The following is a 17,813-nucleotide window of genomic DNA, read 5'->3' on the forward strand; positions in this document are numbered from 1 at the left end:
CCGACTCCCCTTTTTCTCTTGTTCCTGTCTCTTCCGAAATTCGAATGTTCTGATTTTATTGTGACATATTGAGCCGCTTGAATGAAAGAAATACATCGTACGAATCGGCTTTCCGTTCTTTACCCGAAAACAGGCGCCCTCTCTCCAAAACGAGCGGGCGCCTTCGATATTTATTTAGGTCGTTCAATCTCGAACTGTTCACCGAGTTTGGCATAAAAATCACCAGCCAGACGGCTGACCGGTGCCAATTGCGCTGCGTCGACGCGCCCGGCTTGATACAATTCGGGATCGACATGAAAACGGACGACACGGGCGATTAAAACATCGGCCGTCACTTTTCCGTCATGTTCGATGGGAACGTGATGATGAAGTTTACACTCCATCCGGATCTTCGCTTCTTTGACACCCGGCGTTTCAATGACGTCACTCGGTTCGAGCGTGAACGTCGTCCGGTCGAGCTCACTTTCCTCTGGCCCTAGGTTCGCCGCCGTCTCGTTTACGAGTGCGACGTTCGTCTCATCGACGATATGAATCACGAGTTCTTCCGTCGCAACTGCATTCCGGGCCGTATCTTTCATGACGCCATCTTTTCGTTGGATGGACACCGAGACGAGCGGAGGGTTTGACGCGATGATATTAAAGTAACTGAACGGGGCAGCATTGACGACATCACCGTTGCGCGTCGTCACAAAAGCAATCGGCCGCGGGACGATGCTCCCGATTAAAAACTTATACGTGTCTCGTTCAGTCAATGCAGTCGGATCGATTGATAACATAAGCCACCTCTTCTTTCATCATATTGTTACTTTCAAGCTAGCTGTTTCGAATGGACGATGTCAAACGTAAACGCATCGGAATGTGTAGGATTATTAAATTCGGGGTATATCCGTCTAGATGTGTTAATTAGAGAAAAAGAAAATCAGCCGATTCACAGTACATGAGCAGTTTGGTTTTCAGACGATTTCTCTTTATGTATATTTCGATTATTTGATGAATGAAGTGGAGTGGTTTTCAGACAAGGAAGGAAGTAGAGCGTATTATGGGCAAGTGGATTGAACAATTGGACAGTCGCCAAATACTCCGTATCTTATACGGAGTATGTATCGCTAGCCTCGTCTTGACCGGGATCGGAGCTTGGGTCGTTCGAGACGGGACAGTCTCGTCAAGCGAACTGATGTCGCTACGTTGGATCTGGGTAGTCGGGTTAGTCATGTTTATCGGAGCTATTTTATTAATCGGGCGACCGCTCATCAAACGGATGGCTGCTCAAAACGAAAACATGCACGCGAAGCAACAAGAGACGCAACAAGTGCTCGAGGAATCAAAACAAAATGAGACCAAACTACAATCCCGGAACGAATTGATTGAAGTGCTCGCCTCAAAGGAATCGTTATTCGACTATTCTTCGGTCATCGAAAAAATCGTCTTGTTGACCGAAGCAGAATTCGGCGCGTTGATGCTCGTCAAGGACGGAGAAATCCATTCGGTCGTCCCAAATGGAATGACCGAGGAGCAACAAGAGAGCTTAATCGAAAAATCATACCTATTACAACGTACCATGACCTCACAAGCACTCGAGGCGACGTCGAAAAAAATTGCCGACGATGTTCACAACTATCCTTACTATATCCACGAGACGGCCATCCCGGTAAAGGATCCGTCTGATGGCAAGATGATTGGGTGCCTCTACCTCGCTTGTTATGACGAACAGTTCGATGCGAGTGAAAAGTCGGAATTGAACGCGTTCGCGAATCAATTGGCGATTTCCTTGCTACGGACACGCCTTTACAGTCAGATGCAACAAGACCGGAAAGAGACGGCCCAATTGATCAACTCGGTGCGCGAAGCGATCCTCTACTTGAACTACGAAGAACAGACCGTTGTCGGTAACCGGGCTTTCGTGCGCATGTTCGATGAGCTTCAGTTCGAATACAAAGGCTATGAGGAATTGGCCACCGTCTCGATCGATATCGAACAGTTGGCCGAACGTGTCGACCAACGTGAGTTGTTCATCGACTATGTTGAACGCGTCTTCAACCAAGACCCTCCGGTAGACGGACTTTCGATCTCGCTCGACCAGGGGGATTGCTACCTTCAAGTGTACGCGGAAAGTATTTACCGGGACGAGACGCTTCACGGAACAATGCTCGTCTTACGTGATGTGACGGCCGAAACAGAAATCGACCGAATGAAGTCCGAGCTCGTTTCGACCGTGTCTCATGAATTACGGACGCCGCTGTCATCGATTTACGGGTTCACAGAATTGATGCTCGAACGTAATTTGAAAGACAGCCGCCGTGAATTGTATTTGAAGACGATTCATGACGAGGCGAAACGCCTCTCCTACTTGGTCAGCGACTTCCTCGACCTTCAAAAGATGGAGGCCGGAAAACAGACGTTCGAGTGGGAACATGTCGATTTGTATACACTAGCACGCGACAGCATCACATTCTATCAAGAGACGACCGACCTGCACCACATTCACCTCGACGCCGACTCGGCCCAAGATTTTCATATCGAGGCAGATCTCGCCGGGATGCAACAACTACTCGGCAACTTGCTCAGCAACGCCATCAAATACTCACCAGAAGGCGGCAACGTCCTCGTCTCGCTCGAACGGATCGACGATCAAGTCGTCATAAAAGTACGCGATAACGGAATCGGCATCCCTTCGTCCGCTCTGCCGAACTTATTCGGAAAATTTTATCGTGTCGACAATTCGGATCGTCGTAAAATCGGCGGCACCGGGCTTGGCCTTGCCATCTGTAAAGAAATCACTAAAGCACACGAAGGCCACCTTCATGTCGAATCAGTTTACGGTGAAGGCAGCACGTTCATCTGTGAATTACCGACTTTAAAAGAAGCGATTCATCAATGAACACGATTGGCATTTCAGCCGATCGTGTTTTTTCACCGCTTTTTGCTTTTTAATAAAGGAATCTTTTGGCATAATATAGAAAAACAATAGCAACGGAACAGAACGAGTTCACTCGGTTATACCTACGCCAATATTCTTACACGTCTTTTATAGAAAAGAAGTTATACTAAGGAAGAAGAGAGACACACGATTGGAGGTCATGAAGTTGGATCACCAGGACCCACCCGCGTTTTCAGAATTAGGCGACTTTAAACAATGGGGACGTTTTGATTTAAACGTTCCACTTCAAGGTGGACAAACCGAACTCCAGATTGCCGTATCAATCGTGAGAAACCACATCCCGCTTCGCTTAGGTGGTTTCTACATCATCGCGAACGAGGATCATATCCTCCATAGCGGTTCCCACGATTCAAACTTGCAAAAGCACATCATCCACTTGATCCAACAAGTACAGGCAGGGCATGCGGAACAAGAGTCACTTCTCCATGAATCGTTTTGGACGGTCCACTATTTTACTACACCATGAAAGAGACGATTCGGGCGTCTCTTTTTTTGTGCGTGAAAAAACGCCTCCTTTTGGGAGACGTTATTCGGATTGAGACATAATCGTTATTACTTTTTCGTAGTATTCAGTAGCTAGTTTGTACTTGCCGTTTTCTCTTAGTTCTCGCGCAAGCCAAAGTGCATATTTTTTTGTGTACATGTATTCATCATGGGATTCAAAATATGAGACTGCTTTTTTCAAGCTGAAGATCAGTTTATCTACATTTTTTTCTTTAAAATAATTCAAATATATATCAAAGTGATGATTGAATTCTTCTATTTCTTTTTCTTTTGTCATTAAGTCATGTCCTACTGTTAACCATTTCACCACACCTTCTTCGTTACTTTGATCAAAGTTAACTTCAATTAACGATAAAACACTATATAATTTGCTTCGCACATCAATTTTATATTCAAAACTTTCAATAAAATACTGCAAAGCTTTATCTTGCTCCCCAAGCAGAGAATAAATTTCACCCATATTGTTGTAAAGCATTCCATAATAATTCTTTAAATCTGTGGCACTTATCACTTTAATCGCTTTCTGATAATAAGATAATGCATCAGAAAAACGCTTCCTCCTCTTATAGGATAGGCCAATAATTAAATGACATTCTACAATTCTCTCTAAATAAAAATTCTCTTGGAAATAAACGAGTGCAAATTTCACATTTTCGATTGCTTGAATATTATCTGTAAATTTATAGTAAAGTCCCCCCATGATGTAACGGATATCAGCGACTTCCCAATCAGGTATTCCTGAACCCGCTAATTCTCCGTTTAATTTTTCCACAAGTTCAAAAGCAATCTCTTTCTCATTCTTGTGAAACATCTTTAGGGCCTTTATAATTGTGTATCTTAGCTGATCGTCTTTGGTCAACTGGTCTTCAATCCAACCAACTTCTGTAACATATCGCTCATCACCACCAGGCATCATACCAAATCTTGCCAGAGTAACCATTAAAGTAATATACAGAGTCCTCGACTGTTTGACAGCTGGATGTTCTATATATTTTTTAATCATATTTTGCTTGTCTTGATCATTACGATTTAAGATTGCTTCTTTTAGCAGACTTCGAATTTCACTTCTTACTTTTTCTACTTGATTGCTAAAGTCAAAATAGAGTGGTACATCCAGATCTAACCTATCAAAAATAAGTTCCAGTACTTCTTCACTAGGAGAAGTTTGATTATTTTCAATTTTACTTAGATAAGAAACTGAACAAATCCCTCGGGCTAAAACGGTTTGTTTCATATTTTTTCTCATTCGCTCTACTTTAATTAGGTTTCCATAGTTATATTCCATTATAAGCAGTAGCCCCTTCGCCCTAATATCAGACAGTTTTTTGTTATCATCCTTCTGTTTCTTTCGAATTTAGGAAAATTTAAACGTTTTGTATCAAAAAAACAGGCCTTTCGACTGAAAATTTCCCAACTAGTCACAGTTCGACCGATACACAATTCATGATAAGATTTAACTATAAAAGAGTAATCACTTAAGATAATTTTAGGTACAAAGATTCAACCTAAAAAAATAAAAGGAATCTAAGTCAATGGAGGTGAATACATCATATGGGTAAATTAAACTTTTTACTTGCAGAAGATTACATTAAGCCTAGAATATACTTCCAGCCGAAGCAAACGTCTTCTTTCAAGGCTTCTTATTCCTATACTGACACTAATCAGTTCGAGGGATTAGAACATTTGACCCAATTGTTACGTTCATCTAAAGGCTTTATCCTTAACGCGTTTCAAATTGATTACTATCAGGCTTTACCGAAACTGATTACAAGAACACTTCAAGAAAATCGATCTCATAAAAGGCTATACATTCTTGGGCCTGAACTGTCTCTCTCTATTCTAAAGCGCAGTTCAAAAACCGTCTATGAGAAACATTTTCAAGAGTTCGGCTATATCAACATTGAACAGGATCAACAAAGTGTTGTTAGCCAGTGTCTGTCTTTATTGAAAGAAGGACACATCCTATATATTCTTCCAGAAGCATCAATCTGTTGGCGACCAGAACCGCTCCAACAGTTTGAAAATCAATTTACTCCTCTTTGCAGCACACTGCTCAGTCAAGAAGCTCATGTTCCAATTTTGTCATCTGCTACGACAGAAGAATCTGACAAAGTTAAGCTCTATGAGCCGAACATGCCACAACAATTCATCGGAGATTTTGAATCACGGATTGCACAACAATCTGAAGCAATCTACACATTGCTAGAATCACCACTCTCTGACTACTGAGCAACATCATACTAGGGATCATAGCTTATCCACATAAACCAACACACATAGGAGGAATTTGATCATGAAAAAAGCAACAGGATTCTTTTTTATCGCAGCAGCAATTTTTCTACTAGGAAGTTCGTTTAAACCACTAGCCGAAGAAGCTCCACGTATTACCAAAATCGAAGCTCCAGTTTTAAAATATGCTGAAGAAGCTCCACGCATCACTAAAGTTGAATCACCAATCAGAAAATTTGCTGAAGAAGCTCCACGTATTACTCAAGCGGTAGAAACAACTAAACCCTTTTCTGAAGAGCTTCCACGTCTTATCTAATTTCAAAAAACGTTTCTCATATGAACACCTCAAGAAGTTCGGACTTAAAAGTCCAACTTTCTTGAGGTGTTTTTATAGGTAGATAATTTAGTTTATCTTCGTGTCTCTTTTTTTATTCCAAATGCGACTATCGTTCTATTTTTTAAAAAAAGATAAATAATTTACATATTAATCTCCATTTTTTTCTTGTTTACTTATATAATAGCGAAGACATGAAGACGATTTCATTTCATCGTTATTTCAAAGATTCAAGAAAAAGGAGCGAATCACGATTGAACATAGAAAAAACACCTTGGCATTTAAAACTCTTACTTAGCACATCCCTCGTCTTCACTGGCGCAGCAGTCGTACCGCTCGAGCTTTCACAGACCGGATTTGAATCAACTCGTGTCGAAGCGGCCACTACATATAAAACAACAGCTAATTTAAATCTTCGCCTTAGTGCAGCGACTTGGAGCAAAGTCCTTCTGACAATCCCAGCAGGCGCGACGATCAAATACATAAGCAAGTACGGCTCGTGGTATAAAGTCTCTTACGGTGGCAAGACGGGGTACGTCGCTTCACAGTATGTGAAGCAGACAACCGCTTCGACGATGACGACTAGTTCAACGAAAGCCTATACGACAACCGTCAACTTAAATTTACGGAAAAGCGCCTCGACGAAAGGTACGATTCTATTGACGATTCCAACAGGGAAACGAGTGACTTATGTCAGCACATACGGTTCATGGTACAAAGTGACGTATGGCGGACAGACCGGTTACGTCTCCTCACAATATTTAAAAGCTTCAAGTCCATCGACAACGACAAGCTCGACAAAAGCTTATACGACGACTGTCAACTTGAACTTGCGGAAGAGTGCCTCGACGACCGGAACGGTATTGCTTACCATCCCGTCTGGCCGCAATGTGACTTACCGGGGGACGTATGGCTCGTGGTATAAAGTTTCTTACGGTGGGAAGACCGGCTACGTCGCAGCGCGCTATTTGAAAGCGGGCACAACGACGACACCCACTACTTCAACCGGATCAGGACGCACCGTCGTCATCGATGCCGGTCATGGCGGGAACGATCCGGGTGCGGTTTACGGATCTGTCCAAGAGAAAGTCATTGCACTCGACATCGCTAAGCGCTTGGCGAACACACTATCGAGCACGTACAACTATAACGTCAAAATGACTCGTGCAAACGATGGCTACTTATCCCTCGCCCAGCGCGTCTCGTTGACAAAGTCATATAAAGGGAGCGCTTTTGTAAGCGTCCATGCCAACTCGGCACCGAGTACGGCCTACCACGGCCATGAAGTTCTCGTCCCAACGACGGAGAGCTACACGACAAACCCTTACGTCTCCGCGAGTCGTAACTTAGGAGCGGCCATCAACCGTGAACTCGGCGTACGCATCCCAACGATTCGTAACCGTGGCGTGAAGTATCAAAACGTGTATGTCATCGGAAAGAATACCGTCCCGTCGACGCTCGTCGAATACGGATTTATTGGCAATGCGAACGATCGCGCTCATCTGACGAGTACGACATATCGTCAACGGATGGCTGATGCGACTGCTTCCGGCATTCATCAATTCATGCGTTCATCGAACTAATTCAAAGAGACCCGGCTGAACGTTCAGCCAGGTCTCTATTTGTATTGCGTCACATCGCACCGCCAGATTTTATGAGGGGCACCGAGTCCCCAGTAATGGTCGATCGTGAGTACAGGTGGACCCATCCGTTTTTCCCAGTACGTTTGCGCGGTCGGAAACCCCGCATCGAGATAAAAAATCGGCTGTCCCCTGATCAACAGCTCGTCCATCACGTTTTTAAGCAAGAAATGACCGACCCCTTGCCGCTGCTCGCTCGGCGTCACATAGATGCATCCGACTTCCGGTACGTCCGGCTCGACATCGAGATGTGCCGTGATAATCTCGTTCGGAGGAAGGATAGCCGCTGTTCCAACGATGACGTCGTCTTTTAGCACGACAAACAATTGGACAGTCTCGTCATCCAAACTATCTTGAACGGTCGTATTCAAGCGCGCCACTTCCTCGTCCAACAAATCAGCGTCTTCAAACTGTTCCCGGCGGATCAAATCGCTCAGACTCTCCATAAACAAACGCTGGAGCGGTTTGACATCATCTCGTTCAAGCGGACGAAAGTTCAATATTTCCACTTCCCTCTATCCATAATCATACGTTTCCTTCTTTACCCGTGTCTCTGCCTAACGTAACGTTCGGTTGATGCGACCCTTCCACCGCCTCGAGCTGTTCGAGATGGTCATACCCGAGATACCCGTGCGTCTTCCAGACAAGCACGATTGCCGTCGTGAACAACAAGAGCGTCAAATAAAGAAAACCGATTGAGACCTGCCCCGGCTCGATCAAGGGGACGAGGGCATACGAGACGTTAAACGTCGTATGCAGTAAAAAGGCCGCCCATAAGTTCATCGTCGTGACGTTATATAACCACGAGATGATCAACGTAAACGATAGAATGGCGACGGCGTAAGCCCAAAACGGGAGGGATGCCTGTCCGGTGCCCGTCATAAAGAAGAGGGGAATATGCCAAACCGCCCACACCACGCCGACGAACAGGCTCGCCTGGAGCGGCGTCTTGTTGAGTTGCAGCGCGTCGAGTAAATACCCGCGCCAACCATACTCTTGTTGAACCGTTCCCCCGAGAAATAACATGTAGAGGAAGTACGGGATGACGAGCCAAGGTTCGTTCAGCAGTAACGCACCGCTCGCATCGGTCAGCCAGTACGCGAGGACAAATAAGAACGGGATGAGCAACAGGCCGAACGCATAGTACTTACCGGCCATCCGCCACTCGAAGCCTCGCTTCAACAGTGTCTGCACCCCGCTCCATCCGTTTTCTCGATACGCCATATAACTGCCGGCCACGCTCGGTCCGAACGAACCAATCAAGACGGTCGCTAAAATCGGCAAGCTTGTCCACGTATAGAGCCCCCACCAGCTTAACCATGAGAACGCGAACGCGATGACGATAAACGTTATGACTTCTTTTCGTGTCGGGATCATGCGCTCCGCCTCCTTTTATATGTAGTTTACCCACTCTAGAAGCGACTTGCCTACTTCACCGGCAAAATATTTTTAACATATGAAGCAAAATGATAGGTCGGCTACTATTTGCCGAGGTATAATCAGAGTTACAATAAAATCACATTTACTAGCGAGGTACACATGGAACCAGTAGTCGAACACTCGATGAGTCACAATTACTTTCTCGTGATTCTTTCTTATATTATCGCCGCTGTTTCCGCTTATGCTGCCATCGAACTGGCACGCCGCGTGAACGCGACGAATCGCTCCACTCAAAATATGTGGATTTTGGCGGGGGGCGCCACCCTCGGACTCGGGATTTGGTCGATGCATTTCATCGCCATGCTCGCTCACGAGGCGTTGCGCCCCGTCACGTATTCGATCCCGCTCGTTTTACTGTCTGTCATCATTGCGATGGCCGGCTGTATCTTCGGCTTCTTGATCGTCTCGCGCCGGACGACTCATCCCGTATTGATCGGTGCAGGACTGTTGATGGGAACCAGTATCGCCAGCATGCATTACGTCGGCATGGCCGCGATTCAAGGCGTCGCGATTTCGTATGATCCATGGTTGGCCATGTTGTCGATCATCATCGCCATCGCGGCCTCACTTATCGCCTTATGGATCGGCTTCTACTCAAAGTATGCCAAACAAAAAATCGACCTCGAGCTGAAAGTGTTCTTTTCACTGCTCATGGGCGTCGCCATCTTCGGGATGCATTTCGTCGGCATGGCCGCGTCATCGTTCGTGTTCATCGAAGCGAACAGCCCGTTCGCTAATGCCGTCGAACCGTCGCTTCTCGCCTGGCTCGTCACGGCGATCACGGTCATCTTGTTTGCCATCTTCTTCTTGTCGCTCACGCTCGACCGTCACCTCAAGAAACGAGAACTCATCCAAGCGACGATCCTCGATTCGACGACGGATGCGGTCGTCACGACGACGAAAGATGGCATGATCCAGTACGCCAACACCGCGTTTTATCGTTTGTTCGACAAAACGGACGATACTTTTTTCCAAGACTACCACTCGTCCTTGACGATCAATCAACAGTTCTATGACCCAAGACGGGTCGAAATCGACGATAAGACGATTGAAGTGACGAGTTACCCGCTCAAAGGTGAAGCGATGGACCAAGTGCTCTGGTTTTTACGGGACGTCTCGGAGGCGATCGCCTCACAACGTCTCGTCGAACATATGGCGTATCACGATACGCTCACCGATTTGCCGAACCGCCACAAGCTCGAACGCATCCTTGCGGAACATATTCAAATCGAGGACCCGGTCGCTTGTCTTTACATCGACATCGACCGCTGGCGTTTCTTGAGTGATATGCTCGGACATCACGGTACGGACGAATTGACGATGCAAATCGCCGAACGTCTTCGCGTCACGATTCATCCAGATGACATTTTGACACGAGTCGGTGCTTCGGAATTCATTATCTTACTGTTCGATAAGCGCAGCACACTCGCCAAACAAAAAGCGGAGAAGTGTATTAAAGCGATCTCACAACCGTTCAATATCGACGGGACGACCGTCGAACTCACGATGAGCGCCGGCGTTAGCCATTATCCGAAAGACACGACGTCCGCGGACGAACTCGTCCAATACGCGCGACTCACCGTCCACGAATCGAAACGGATCGGGAAAAACCAAATCAAAGAGTTCGAAGACGAATCGAAGCATCAAATTTTACGCACGGTTGAGATCGAGAAAGCGCTCATCCACGCACTGGATCGTCACGAGTTCACGCTCGTCTATCAACCGAAAGTATCGCTCACGAAAAATCGACTCGAAGGCGTCGAGGCGCTCTTGCGTTGGAATCATTTCGAACTCGGCGATGTCACACCGACCGAATTCATCCCAATCGCAGAAAACACCGGACTGATCCACCAGATCGGCAACTGGGTCATGCGCGAGTCGTGTCTCGCTTGGGTACGGTGGAACAAGTCCGGCGTCAAGCCGTTCACGCTCTCAGTCAACGTGTCACCGCTCCAGTTCGCGCGTGAAGACTTCGTCGAGACGCTGCAAACCATCTTACAAGAGACCGGCATGGACCCGATGTTCCTCGAACTCGAAGTGACGGAATCATCGATGCTGTCGTACGAGGCATCGACGCGCGATAAGCTCACCCAACTTCATCAGTACGGGATTTTGATCTCGCTCGATGATTTCGGGACTGGTTACTCGTCGTTCCGCCAACTGCGCGAACTTCCGGTCCAAGTGCTCAAGATTGATCGCTCGTTCATCGTCAACTTGTTCACAGACCGCAACCAAGAAGCAATCGTCCGCTCGATGATCCAACTCGGTCATAACCTCAACATGAAAGTGTTGATGGAAGGCGTCGAAACGTCTGACCAACTCGAATGGTTGCTCAATGAGCAGTGCGACTACGTCCAAGGCTTTTACTTCAGCCGTCCGCTTCGCGAGAAAGACGTCGTGAAGCACGTCAAATCGGTCACGACCTATATCGAGTTCGGAAAGACCCGGGCTTAAAAAGACTGCAGTTCGCTGCAGTCTTTTTGTATGCAAAAATCTCCTATGCCAAGGAGACATAGGAGATCAACTTTACGATACGCGTGCTTTTTCTTGCTCGCGGATCAAATGGTACTGCTCGAGAATGAGTTTCGTCAACGTGTCATCTTCATGCAACTGAAGGTACTTTTCCACTGTCGACAAGATACCGTCTTCTGCGATCGATAAATAAAGTTCAGAAGATTCCGAATCCTCAGGGTTGTAATAATTCAAGGCGGCGGCGATCCCGTAGGCAAGTTCGTTCGGCTCGATACCGTTGGCGATGAGTTCTCGTGCCGGTTTGACGAGACGATCACTCGGCCCAAGCTTACGAATTGGCGAACGGGCGACACGCGAGATTTCATCTTTCAGCTTCGGATTCTCGAAACGTTTGATGATTTTTTGAATGTATTGGCTGTGCTCTTTCGCTTCGAAACCGTATTTCTCTAAGAGCAGCCAGCCTGTCTCGTAAAGGGCGCCTTGGACGACTTGACGGACGCGGCGATCTTTTAACGCCTCGTCGATTGTACCTTTCTCAAACAAAGAGCCGATGTATGACGCGACGGCGTGACCAGTGTTGACCGTGAACAGCTTCCGCTCGATATAAGGTCCAATCTCGTCGACCCACGTCACACCGTGAAGCGGGGGCCGCTCGGCCAATCCGTGCGTCTCAATGACCCATTCATAGAACGTCTCGACTTCGACGTAGAGCGAATCTTCGTGCTGTTGGAGCGGAACAATCCGGTCGACAGCCGCATTCGGGAACGAGACGTTCGCCGTACCGACACCGCCTGATACTTCAATCGCTTGTTGCAGCGACGCACTGCCCCCGATCATGTTCTCACAAGCAATCACATAGACCGGTGATTCCGTGTCCCGGTCACGCAACCCTTCACTGATAAGTGGAGCGACTTTTGGTAACAGTGTCGGTCCGATCGCTGTCGTGACTAAATCCGCATCGGCGATGAGTGATTTGACGCGTTCCGGATCGGTCAAGCTGTTGACGCCGCGTACCCGGTCGACGAAGACGTTATCGACGCCGTCTTCAGCAAAACCGACCTCGTAATACCGTTTGTCTTCAAGCGCTTGGATGACGGTATCGTTAATATCGACGAACGTGACCTCGTATCCGCTCTGATTTAATAGTAATCCGATAAATCCACGACCGATGTTCCCGGCCCCGAAATGTACAGCTTTCATGACGCCACCTCTTCCATAAATAGCGACAAGATCTCTTCTTTCGTTTTCGCTTGTACTAAACGCTCAACGTTATCCTCATCCGAACAGATGACCGCGATTTGAGATAGGAGTTCTAAATGTTCATCATCCACCCCAGCGATCCCGATGACGAGCTTCGCAGTTTGTCCGCCAAAGTCGACTCCTTCCGGTACTTGTAAAAAAGAGATTCCCGTCTTCTGAACGGCGGATTTCGCTGATTCCGTCCCGTGTGGAATCGCGACTTGATTCCCGATATAGACGTTTGAGAGCGCTTGGCGTTCATGCATCGCTTCTACGTAGGCCGGTGACACACAGCCGGCTGCTTGTAATACCGAGCCTGCCGCATTTATCGCGTCGGCCGTCGTGTTAAACGATTGATTAAGTCGAATCATCTCTGTCTGAATGCATGGCATTTTAGTTCCTCCTATAGCTCAAATCTGTTCTCTATCTACTGTTTTATGAGATTTTGCTGCGTTCTGCTTTGATTTCTTCAATCAATTGATCGTAGTATTCTGCGTTCAAGAAGTTCGTGACCGAACGGTGAATCGCATTCGGCACTTGCGCTTCGGCCCGGTCCGTCAAATCCTGATGGGTGATGACGAATTGAGCATCTTTTGGCAATTGGCTGATTGACGTGTTCGTCACTTTGATTGGCAAGTTCGACTTGTTCACTTTATTGCGAAGAACCGACGCTCCCATCGCACTCGAGCCCATACCGGCGTCACATGCGAAGATGATGTGGTCGATTTTGTCGAGGCTCTCCGTGTTCACGAGAGCAGATGCATAAGTCTGCTTCCCTTTCATCGCGCTGACATTTTGTGTCGCTTCTTCGAGTGACACTTCTTCGGTCGCACTTGATTTCAAGATGACACTTGCCACGGCAAACGTGACGGCTGCTGACAAGAGAATCCCAGCGACAAGTCCGACGTACGAACCGCGTGACGCCATCGCGAGAATCGCGAAGATACTACCTGGCGACGCTGGTGCGACAAGACCGACATCGAACAGGACGAACGTGAACACGCCTGTTGCGCCCCCTGCGATCATCGCAAGGATCAAAATTGGCTTCATCAAGACGTAAGGGAAGTAGATTTCGTGGATCCCACCAAGGAAGTGAATGATGGCCGCCCCTGGCGCTGTCCGTTTGGCTGCACCTTTCGCGAATACCATATAGGCAAGCAACAGACCGAGACCTGGTCCTGGGTTCGCTTCTAGTAAGAAAAGCACCGATTTCCCGGCGTCAGCGACTTGATCGACACCGAGCGGGCTTAAGATCCCGTGATTGATTGCGTTGTTCAAGAACAAAATTTTCGCAGGTTCGATGAACAAGCTAGCGATTGGCAGCAATTTTGCGCCGACGATCCAGTCAACACCTGCAGCCATGACTTTATCGAGCCCGCTCATAATTGGACCGAACACTTCGAAGCCACCGATCATAAGGAGACCACCGATGATCCCGACCGAGAAGTTGTTGACGAGCATTTCAAATCCAGCTTTGACTTTGCCTTCGATGAGGCGATCAAACTGTTTGATAACATAGCCACCGAGTGGGCCCATGATCATCGCCCCGAGGAACATCGGAATGTCCGTCCCGACGATGACTCCCATCGTGGCGAGCACCCCAACGACTCCACCTCGGACGTCGTGAATCAACTTCCCGCCTGTGAACCCGATTAAGAGCGGTAACAGATACGTGATCGTCGGACCGACGAGCTCAGCTAATTTTTCGTTCGGCCACCAGCCCGTTGGAATGAACAGGGCTGTGATAATCCCCCAAGCGATGAAGGCGCCAATGTTCGGCATGACCATCCCGCTCAGGAAACTCCCGAACCGTTGTACTTTGACTCGGACTCCGCCCGAGCCAGCTTGCGTATTCGCCATGGATAAAACCTCCAGTCGTAAATTGTGAATGCGTAATCGTGTTGTGTAGCTAACCGGTTTGTGCTCTACACCTGTATTGTAGACTCGAGGTAAGCGCTTACTCAATTCAATCCAGTTCGTTCTTTGGCAACGTTTCATGCCAAACAAAAAAATGACCGCGAGTGGGTCATTTTTCATATAGCGTGTCTTGAATCAGTTTCTTCATACATTCATGAAGCAAGAGACGCAGTTGTTTCTGTGAACCGGTACTATATAAGTTCATATGGTCTTCGCTCTCAATCAGCGACCCGCTAACGGCACTGAGAAACTGCAGTTCGACGTCGCTCGCTTCTTCCGGCGCCAGCAGGACGAGTAGACGGGACACCGGTTCGGTCGACTGGTCCATCATGAGGAGCGGGATCGACTGCTTCAAATCGAAGGCGAATACGCTCGCACGCTCGATTGACGAATGGCGACCATGGAACAAGGCGAGCTTCGTCCCCGGGATACCGAGCCCCGCGACTTCGTGACGTCGCAGCAATTGCGCGGACAGTTGGATGCCGCTTTGGACGAGATCACGTTCTTCTAACCGCGTGCCGATGTCGAGCAAGATGTCCTCGAGCCGTTCGCTATTGTCGAGCGTGACGAGATCGAATTGTTCATCCATCCGTTCGAACGTCTCGACGAGTTCTCCGAGCTCCGTGAAGTCGAGCATCGTTGAATGATGTTTTTCTTTCGTTTGAAACGACTGTGGGAGTGACAAAAGCAAGTGACGGACGCGCTGGACTTCCTCGTTCGTCAAGAGCGGGTTAACAATAAGTGTGGGCACCGCGAGCGGTGGGAGTGGAATCGTCGACAAGATGACGTCATAATCGTCGAGCCGGTGCTGCTCGAGCCCGAACAACGACGAGTTGACGACGTCTTGCATCTCAGGAAACTCCTGCTTGACCCGATTGACGAGCATCTTCGATGAGCCGAGTCCGGCCGAACAGACGACGAGCGCCCGGTATTCGCGGCGCCGCACCGGTTTGACAAGAGCGGCCGCGAAGTGCATCGCCCAAAACACCGTTTCGTCTTCTGTGAACGTATTCGTCCCAAAGACGATGTCGGCCGCTTGTTGGATAGCAGACCGTAAGTTCGGATAATCGCGGTCGATGTGCGGACGGACCGTATCCGTATCCGGGAGTGCTTGCGTATTCATGCTCGACAAGATGTGGGCAATTAGCCCTTTCTCGAGGGCGGCATCGTCTGCGAACGCGAAACCGTGGATGAGTGAGACGTGATGAATCAGCTTGTGGACTCGAATTTGCATGACCCAGCGCTCTTCCTCATCTTCTTTCATCTGTTCCTTCAACGAGCGCAACCGGTTGGCCTCTTCGGCGAACCAGACCCGTTCCGCCATCGAGAACGGCGTCCCGAGTGCCGTCTCCATGGCGTGGGCGACTTTCAAGTAGTCGTCCGAGCGTCCTTTCGTATACATCTCTAAGAAGAAACCGGCATCCAGCCGGGCTTGCTGTACCCCGTAGGCGAACGTGACACGCATGATGGTGCGGTCGTCCATCCGCTCATACGGATGTTCCTTCAAATAATCATAGCCGTCGCGGAGTGCTTCGAGCATCGCTTCACACGGGACCGTCTTCAAAAATGCCGGAATATAGTCGTCCTCACCACGGACGAACCGATAGAACGCGAGCGTGTCCCAATGAGCGAGGAGCGCATTGATCATCAGCTTCCGCTTTTCCGCTTCAAGCCCGAGCACTTTCGCACCGACGCCTTTCTTGCGTTCGACTTCGAGATGGTACTCGTCAAACCAACGATCGAGTTTTTCTAAGTCTTGCGTCAGCGTGCTTGGTGACACGTGCATCTGTTTCGCGACCGCCTGCAGTTTGAGCATGTCTTTCTCAAACAAGAGTCGCCACGCCAGTTCAAAGATTCGGTCCTCGGCTGTTGGGATTGCCTCGGCCGAGAGAATCAAATCTTCCCGTAGTTGTTGTTTTGCATCCGAGCGGCCGATTAGACTGAGTCCGTGACCTCGTTGCCACGCCAGCTCCAACTCGAATTCTTTTAAGACGCCTTCGAGTAATTGACGCTCACGCTGAATCGTCCGCTCAGACAAATGAACCGCTTGCGCGATCTCCGCGAGCGGTGTCGATGTTTCAGTTGCTAATAGATGTAGTAAAATCGAGCGCTCCCGGGCGCTCCACTCATGCTTCATATTCATTCACCCATTCCTCGACGACTTGTCGGTATTCCTCGAGCGACAGCATATGGTTGACCGAACGAACGTATGCCGTCGGATGTGTCATCACTTCTGTACCTTGTTGATAGATGATTAAATCAACCGCCGCAGGCACATCTTCATAAGTTCCATGTGTGACGTGACACGTCATACGCCCCGAAGACGCCTGAGCAAACAACTTTGCTGCCATCGCACTCGTCACGAACCCACATGGACAGGCAATGTATACGTTCATGTCCAACCTTCTTTCGTCGCTTATCTTTATCTAACCATACGATGGAACCGCTTACTTCACCTACTATTTTGCTCTTTGTCAAAATTATCGGCAAGCAGTAAAAAGCATCTCTCCTCAATCGGAAAGATGCTTTATCTAAAGTTAAGCGGTCTTCAGGCGTTTTCGTGTATGAATCGACTTCATGACGGCACGTGCAATCGGTTGGGCGAACAACAGCTCGATCCAAAACGCGATGCCGAAATTACGGAACCACGTCGGGAAAAAGTGTTCGAGCGTACCGAAGTTGAGCTCGCCCATACCGATCCATGGTCCGATGATGGTCATGACGAACGAGATCATCGAGACGTTTAGGACGATGTTCAACAAGATGCGTGCGTTGAAGCCGTCCGTCTGACCGGCAAACCGGTTAAACAGTATGCCGGCTAGCGGCTTCACGATGAAACGGATCAACACGATGAGCGCAATCCAAGCGAACGGGATGATTTTGAGCGTATCGACGTAATGAGCGACACTAAAGCCACGCTCCATGCCGACGATGATCGGGGCAATCGTGTTCACAGATAAAATCGAGATAATCAACATGAACAAAACGCCTTCTTTTGGGTTTTGAGGTAACCGGTCTTCCAAGTGCATAATAAAGCCTCCGTACACATATGATTTCAGATGGTAGACGTATCTTGCGACATATATTTTCGGTACGAAAC

Annotated in this window: 16 protein-coding genes; 6 read left to right on the forward strand and 10 right to left on the reverse strand. The window is 48.2% G+C overall.

From position 1 onward, the window contains the following. Positions 1-170: 170 nt before the first annotated feature. Positions 171-776, reverse strand: a complete 606-nt coding sequence (locus KNP77_RS09445) for a flavin reductase family protein (protein ID WP_131466580.1) — start codon at positions 774-776, stop codon at positions 171-173. 263 nt (positions 777-1,039) lie between these two features. Here KNP77_RS09445 and KNP77_RS09450 point away from each other — a divergent pair, with 263 nt between their 5' ends. Next, positions 1,040-2,878, forward strand: coding sequence for an ATP-binding protein (locus tag KNP77_RS09450; RefSeq protein ID WP_236633572.1), 1,839 nt, complete (start codon positions 1,040-1,042; stop codon positions 2,876-2,878). A gap of 205 nt (positions 2,879-3,083) precedes the next feature. Then, entirely contained in the window at positions 3,084-3,404 is a 321-nt protein-coding gene (locus KNP77_RS09455) for a hypothetical protein (protein WP_131466578.1), read from the forward strand. Positions 3,405-3,464: 60 nt separating this feature from the next. Here the strand turns inward: KNP77_RS09455 and KNP77_RS09460 are convergent, their stop codons facing one another. Continuing rightward, positions 3,465-4,727, reverse strand: coding sequence for a helix-turn-helix domain-containing protein (locus tag KNP77_RS09460; protein WP_214890346.1), 1,263 nt, complete (start codon positions 4,725-4,727; stop codon positions 3,465-3,467). A gap of 266 nt (positions 4,728-4,993) precedes the next feature. Between KNP77_RS09460 and KNP77_RS09465 the strand changes: the two genes are divergently transcribed. The 3 genes from KNP77_RS09465 (at position 4,994) to KNP77_RS09475 (ending at position 7,588) form a co-directional block, all read left to right on the forward strand. Continuing rightward, positions 4,994-5,671: a hypothetical protein gene (locus KNP77_RS09465; RefSeq protein WP_070329103.1), complete on the forward strand. Its 678-nt coding sequence runs from the start codon at positions 4,994-4,996 to the stop codon at positions 5,669-5,671. A gap of 64 nt (positions 5,672-5,735) precedes the next feature. Continuing rightward, complete coding sequence (locus tag KNP77_RS09470) at positions 5,736-5,987, forward strand: hypothetical protein (protein ID WP_070329102.1); 252 nt, start codon at positions 5,736-5,738, stop codon at positions 5,985-5,987. A 272-nt stretch (positions 5,988-6,259) separates the two neighbouring features. Then, positions 6,260-7,588, forward strand: coding sequence for an N-acetylmuramoyl-L-alanine amidase family protein (locus KNP77_RS09475; protein ID WP_251139015.1), 1,329 nt, complete (start codon positions 6,260-6,262; stop codon positions 7,586-7,588). A gap of 35 nt (positions 7,589-7,623) precedes the next feature. Here KNP77_RS09475 and KNP77_RS09480 read toward each other — a convergent pair whose 3' ends face one another. Beyond that, positions 7,624-8,145 carry a GNAT family N-acetyltransferase gene (locus KNP77_RS09480; protein ID WP_131466222.1) on the reverse strand — a complete coding sequence of 174 codons (522 nt, stop codon included), beginning with the start codon at positions 8,143-8,145 and terminating at the stop codon, positions 7,624-7,626. Between the two features lie 25 nt (positions 8,146-8,170). Then, complete coding sequence (locus KNP77_RS09485; RefSeq protein ID WP_214890352.1) at positions 8,171-9,022, reverse strand: CPBP family intramembrane glutamic endopeptidase; 852 nt, start codon at positions 9,020-9,022, stop codon at positions 8,171-8,173. Positions 9,023-9,184: 162 nt separating this feature from the next. Here KNP77_RS09485 and KNP77_RS09490 point away from each other — a divergent pair, with 162 nt between their 5' ends. Continuing rightward, positions 9,185-11,539, forward strand: a complete 2,355-nt coding sequence (locus KNP77_RS09490) for a bifunctional diguanylate cyclase/phosphodiesterase (protein ID WP_251139016.1) — start codon at positions 9,185-9,187, stop codon at positions 11,537-11,539. A gap of 72 nt (positions 11,540-11,611) precedes the next feature. On the opposite strand, the gene KNP77_RS09495 is transcribed toward KNP77_RS09490, so the two are convergent. From KNP77_RS09495 to KNP77_RS09520, 6 genes are all read right to left on the reverse strand, one after another. Continuing rightward, positions 11,612-12,757 carry a mannitol-1-phosphate 5-dehydrogenase gene (locus KNP77_RS09495; RefSeq protein WP_131441481.1) on the reverse strand — a complete coding sequence of 382 codons (1,146 nt, stop codon included), beginning with the start codon at positions 12,755-12,757 and terminating at the stop codon, positions 11,612-11,614. After that, positions 12,754-13,188, reverse strand: a complete 435-nt coding sequence (locus KNP77_RS09500) for a PTS mannitol transporter subunit IIA (RefSeq protein WP_214890355.1) — start codon at positions 13,186-13,188, stop codon at positions 12,754-12,756. Before KNP77_RS09500 ends, KNP77_RS09495 begins: the two co-directional genes overlap by 4 nt. A gap of 43 nt (positions 13,189-13,231) precedes the next feature. Then, positions 13,232-14,656: a PTS mannitol transporter subunit IIBC gene (locus KNP77_RS09505; protein WP_131441482.1), complete on the reverse strand. Its 1,425-nt coding sequence runs from the start codon at positions 14,654-14,656 to the stop codon at positions 13,232-13,234. Positions 14,657-14,822: 166 nt separating this feature from the next. Further along, on the reverse strand, positions 14,823-16,850 hold the full coding sequence (locus KNP77_RS09510; protein WP_158625526.1) for a BglG family transcription antiterminator: 2,028 nt from the start codon (positions 16,848-16,850) through the stop codon (positions 14,823-14,825). Then, positions 16,840-17,109 carry a PTS sugar transporter subunit IIB gene (locus KNP77_RS09515; RefSeq protein WP_071398922.1) on the reverse strand — a complete coding sequence of 90 codons (270 nt, stop codon included), beginning with the start codon at positions 17,107-17,109 and terminating at the stop codon, positions 16,840-16,842. Before KNP77_RS09515 ends, KNP77_RS09510 begins: the two co-directional genes overlap by 11 nt. 141 nt (positions 17,110-17,250) lie before the next feature. Further along, on the reverse strand, positions 17,251-17,742 hold the full coding sequence (locus KNP77_RS09520) for a DUF2798 domain-containing protein (protein ID WP_214890357.1): 492 nt from the start codon (positions 17,740-17,742) through the stop codon (positions 17,251-17,253). Positions 17,743-17,813 lie beyond the last annotated feature (71 nt).

The organism is Exiguobacterium sp. s142 (assembly GCF_018618455.1).
Lineage (GTDB): Bacteria > Bacillota > Bacilli > Exiguobacteriales > Exiguobacteriaceae > Exiguobacterium > Exiguobacterium aurantiacum_A.